This window comes from Rhodococcus sp. C-2, assembly GCF_027854095.1.
Lineage (GTDB): Bacteria > Actinomycetota > Actinomycetes > Mycobacteriales > Mycobacteriaceae > Rhodococcus_F > Rhodococcus_F qingshengii.
Genome location: NZ_JAQGFI010000017.1, coordinates 141,498 through 146,415, shown reverse-complemented (window position 1 = coordinate 146,415; position 4,918 = coordinate 141,498). Strand labels below are relative to the sequence as shown.

The following is a 4,918-nucleotide window of genomic DNA, read 5'->3' as shown; positions in this document are numbered from 1 at the left end:
CCGGATCGGAAATCGGTGTTCTATCCACCGATGTCGATCGATCCGTTCCAGCAGCCGATCGGCGGGAACAGCCCACCAACGGCCGCGTGAACGGACATAACTGAAAATGCCAGCGTATGCACCGGGGAAGAATCATGCCCCGTTACATGCGCTGGCTTTTCGTGTTCCGGAGAGTTCAGGGCAGCGACCAGAACTGAGTAGTCACGAGGTAGACGACGATAACCCAGAACAAGGTCACAGCGGCGACGATTGCCACCCCTTGTGCGTTGGTTTTTGCGACAGGAATCCCCGGAGGCGGACGCAGCCAACGGCGCAGGAGTCGATTCACGTAGTACGGCATCGTGAAGAAACTCATGATGAAGCTCGACAGCAGATTGCCGATCAACAATCCGAGCCAGAGTGGCAGCTTCAGCGGTGACAGCGCCAAAGTAAGCAAGACGACAGTCGGGTAGAGACCGACCCAGACCGCGATCGAGGTTTTTGTCTCCGAAGGTGGAGGGGCCTCGTTTCCGTTCTCGTCGAAGGCAAACCAACTGCCGAACGAATTGTCCACGGTTCGCAGTTCGAAGTCGTGAAACTTGCGGCCCTCGGCGAGGAGTTGTTGTCGCTCAGGGGAAGTCAGCCACGTATCGAGGTGGGCAGCATTGTCGAAGCGATACAGCAGGGTCCATTCATCCTGCACACCGTCGACGGGGCGAAACAGTTCGGTGCCGCGGAATCCGTCGAAAGCACTCTCCACCTCCCGAAGGCGATCCTGCCAGGCAAGGAACTCGTCGATGCTGTCGTCACCTACTCGGTGCGTCACTACGACGGTCAGCAGTGGGTCCGGAGGCCTGATCCCGCCGCTCACTACCTGCTGCGTGGCCGGGCCGTCGAAGAACTGACGACCGCTGTCGAGGTAGTCCTGCCTCGTCGCGCTGTTGATCCACGCTTGAACATGAGCGATGGAGTCGAAGCGGTACACGATCACCCAATCAGGTTGGGTGGGCGTCGGAGCAGCGATTTCTGCCCCGAGGAAGCCTGCATAATCTGCGGCGGCTCGGTTGAGATCTTTCTGCCAGACCTCGAATTCTTTCTCCAGTCCGGCACGCACTCGCTGGCCGATGATGACCGTCGCGGCGCTGTCCGCCGACGTGTTCGCGGTCATCGGTTCAGGCCTGAGTAGATGCGTTCCGGGGTGAGCGGTAGTGACCGGAATCGTGACCCGGTTGCATCCTGCAGTGCGTTCGCCAATGCAGGGGCAACCGGATTGATGCAGCACTCCGCCATGCCCTTGGAGCGGAGTGGGCCGACGGAGTCTGATGACTCGACGAGGATCACCTCCGTGCGTGGGATATCTGCATATGTCGGGATCCGGTAGTTACGTAGATTCGGGTTCATCATCGCGCCGTTTGCGTCTACGTGGAAGTTCTCGGTGAGTGCGAAGCCGATGCCCTGGGCGACGCCACCTTCGATCTGTCCCCGCACCTGCGCCGGATTGATGATCACCCCAGCGTCGGTGGCTTGGACGCTGTAGAGAATGCGGATCTCGCCGGTGATGCGATGGACGGCAATCCGGAAGCCATGAGTGTTGGACACCACGCTGCGCGGAGATCCGTATGCCTTCCGCGCCTCGGTGAATCGGATCCCGCGCGGGCGTGCGGCCTCGAGTATCTCTTGCAGTGTTAATCGAGTACTACCGCAGACGATCTTGTCGTCGTCCATCGAGCACTGGTCAATCGACACGCCGGTGTGGTGCGCGGCGAAGGCAAGTAGGCGATCGCGGAGCGCATTCGACGCGCGAAGTACCGCGTTCCCAGCGACAAACAGGCCGGCGCTGGCGAAAGCGCCTGTGTCGAAACCGGTTCGGTCGGTGTCCGACTGAATGATTCGTACACGTGACGGTGTTGTGCCCAGCTGATTCGCGGCGATCTGCACGTGGGCGGTAGAAGTTCCCTCACCGAATTCGACTGTGCCGATGGCAAGTTCGTATACACAGTCTTCGCCGAGGGTGAGCCAAGCCTCGGAAATGTGCTCGGTGGGTGGCGCGGTCTCGTGTAGCGAACTGGCAGTGCCGGTGCCGATCAGCCAATCCGCTCCGAGCGAGGGAACCGGTTGGCGCTTCAACGCGGCGTCGATCAGATCTATGCATTGCCCCAGTCCGTCTTCGGTGAAGATCACGTCGTCTGGGCCGTCTTCGAGTGCGATCAGCGAATCGCCCGGTCGGACGATATTGCGTCGACGCAGTTCGAGCGGATCCATGTCCAGCGCGATGGCCAATTCGGTCATGGCCGATTCCACGGCAAAGGCCGGTTGCGTCATCCCGTACCCACGTAGAGCGCCGCTCGGAACATTGTTGGTGTACACGGAATACGCATCGAACTTCTTGTTGGCGCAGCGGTAGAGCGAGACCGCCGCGCCGCCGGCAAAGACTGTCTCTCCACCGTGGTTTCCGTACGCACCGGTGTTCGAGATGTTTCGGTACTGAAATGCCGTGAGGGTTCCGTCAGACTTGGCACCGAGCTTGATCGTGAGCTTCATCGGATGACGCGGCGACGCGGTGGTGAACTCTTCTTCTCGGGTGAACTCGAGGCAGACGGGACGACCGGTGTCGAGGGTGGCGAGCGCCACCAGATCCTCGCTGATCACTTCCTGTTTTCCTCCGAACCCGCCGCCCACGCGTTTGCAGAACACGCGTAGCTGATCCGGGCGGAGGTCGAAGAGATGGGCGAGTTTGACCTTGGCGATGGAGGGGGACTGCGAACTTGTGCGAACGTGAAGGCGTCCGTCTTCCATCCAGGAGATCGAACCGTGCGTCTCGAGGTGCGCGTGCTGAACCCGCGGCGAGAAGTAGGTGCCTTCGTGGATGACGTCGGCCTCGGCGAACCCGGCCTCGACGTCGCCCACATGACCGTGAAGTTCGAGCAGGATGTTGTGCTCTGGATCTCGAACAAAGGGATCGTCGGATCCGTGCAGGGCTGGAGCGCCGTCGGCCATGGCCTCTTCCGGATCGAACACAAAAGGCAGGATCTCGTAATCGACCTTCACCTTCCGACGGCCTTCTTCCGCAGCGACGACGGAGTCGGCGAGGACGGCCACTACACGCTGACCCACGAACCGCACGACGTTGTCGAGAATGTAGGTGTCGTCCGGATCGACAAGGTGGTCGGTATGTATTGCCGTGGTGAAGAGCTTGCGCGGCACGTCTTTCCAGGTGTAGACGCGATGGACACCGGGGACGGCGAGCGCCTCGGTGGTGTCGATGGAGGTGATGCGTGCATGTGCGTGCGGCGAGTGCAGCACTTTCAGGTGCAGCATGCCGTCGATGGCGGTGTCCATAGTGTATTCGGCTCGGCCGGTCACCACGTCGGTGGCCGCCGGCGCCCCGACGCTGGTTCCGACGGCCTGTCCCGGGAGGGCAACTTCGATAGCACCGACACCGTTGACCGCGTCTTCGATGGATCGGTAACCGGTGCAGCGGCACAGGTTTCCCTTGAGCGCTCGCGGCAAGTCTTCTTTCTGCGCGTCGGTGAGCGCCGCCGAGGTCATGATCATCCCGGCGGTGCAGAACCCACACTGAAAGCCGGGTGCATCCCGGAACTGCTGCTGAATCGGATGGAGATCTTCGGGCGTGCCGAGTCCCTCGATCGTGGTTACCGCGCGACCGTCGGCGCGAAAGGCGGGCGTGATGCAGCTGTGTATCGGTGTTCCGTCGAGCCACACTGTGCACGCCCCGCAGTCCCCGCCGTCGCACCCCTTCTTCACCCCGTGGTGTCCGAGGTGCCGAAGAAACGTCCGGAGACACTGTCCCGGGAACGGCTCCTCGTGGAACTGCCGGTCGTTCACCGTGTAGCTCATGACTGGCTCCCCGTGAGTTCGTTTCGGAGCTCGTCGGCGTAGTGGCGGGCGAGGTGGAGGCGGTGGTCTGGGGTTCCGTTGGGATCGTCGAACCAAATGTCGGCCGAAATGGAGTCGACGGCTCGTCGCAGAGAGTGCTCGTCCGGCATGGTGTCGAACGTCAGCCGGATCGGATGGGTGGTGCCGGCGGTGATGGTGAGGTGAAAGTCGTCGGCGCCAGGAGTCTGCGTCGCGATCATGAAGATCGTCGAACGGCCGAGGTGCGTGAGACTGAAGCGGCGGTGGGCGTGCCGTTTGGTGAGTGCGTGCACCGGGAACTCGATGCTCCGAAGGACTTCGCCCGGCTCCAGGACATTCTGGTGGTCACCGGTCACGAAGTCGCACGCGTCGACGGTCCTCACTGTTCCGTCGGTAGCCCATAGTGTGAACGAAGCCTCGAGTGCAACTGCCAGGGTGATCATCGGTCCGGCCGGAAGCGACATACAGATGTTGCCGCCTACGGTGGCCGAATTCCACACCTTGAAAGACGAGAGGAAGTACTCGCAGCTGACGCGAATAAGTGGACTCGCACGCCAATTGTCCGGCGGGACAAACGCATACAGTTCGGCAACGGTGCACGTAGCTCCGACACCGAAATGAGTCGGGCCGACCTCCAGTGGTGTCCAACCGAGCGCGGTGAGGTCGACCAGTCGACGCGTGTCGGGTTGTTCTGCTGAGAACAGCCACGTTCCTCCCGCGAGCCAGGCGTCGCCGGGACGCCACACGTCCCCTGGGCGATCCGGTGGTCGGCGTATCACGTCGGTAATGGTGGTGATGTCCATGCGCCTGCTCCCCTCGGGGGATGTGTCTTCTCGGAGTGGGACATTACCGAGGTGACGAGACGCATTCACACTTTTAGTACATATCGGGCACGCGAAACATGAGCGATACGTACGTGACATCGACTGGTGGGGCGGTGCATGCGCTTGCCGATTCTGGGTACGACTGCTTGAGAGGCGCGATCAGCCTCTTGCTTTCGCGCTGTTGATTCGGACGCGGCTACGCACTCGGCGGCCGCGGAGATCATGCGGGGCGGGGCGCT

Annotated in this window: 3 protein-coding genes; all 3 read right to left on the bottom strand. The window is 61.7% G+C overall.

Annotated elements, in window-relative coordinates; genetic code table 11:
* Positions 1-175: 175 nt before the first annotated feature.
* From PCS43_RS29495 to PCS43_RS29485, 3 genes are read right to left on the bottom strand one after another with little or no spacing between them, the layout of a single operon-like run.
* Positions 176-1,147, bottom strand: coding sequence for an antibiotic biosynthesis monooxygenase (locus PCS43_RS29495; RefSeq protein ID WP_209908836.1), 972 nt, complete (start codon positions 1,145-1,147; stop codon positions 176-178).
* Positions 1,144-3,837, bottom strand: a complete 2,694-nt coding sequence (locus PCS43_RS29490) for a molybdopterin-dependent oxidoreductase (protein WP_007733025.1) — start codon at positions 3,835-3,837, stop codon at positions 1,144-1,146. Before PCS43_RS29490 ends, PCS43_RS29495 begins: the two co-directional genes overlap by 4 nt.
* Entirely contained in the window at positions 3,834-4,658 is an 825-nt protein-coding gene (locus PCS43_RS29485; protein ID WP_007733027.1) for an FAD binding domain-containing protein, read from the bottom strand. Before PCS43_RS29485 ends, PCS43_RS29490 begins: the two co-directional genes overlap by 4 nt.
* Positions 4,659-4,918: the final 260 nt, after the last annotated feature.

Coding starts and splice junctions, on each gene's coding strand:
- PCS43_RS29495 (WP_209908836.1), bottom strand. CDS start 1,147: ATGACCGCGAACACGTCGGCGGACAGCGCCGCGACGGTCATCATCGGC.
- PCS43_RS29490 (WP_007733025.1), bottom strand. CDS start 3,837: ATGAGCTACACGGTGAACGACCGGCAGTTCCACGAGGAGCCGTTCCCG.
- PCS43_RS29485 (WP_007733027.1), bottom strand. CDS start 4,658: ATGGACATCACCACCATTACCGACGTGATACGCCGACCACCGGATCGC.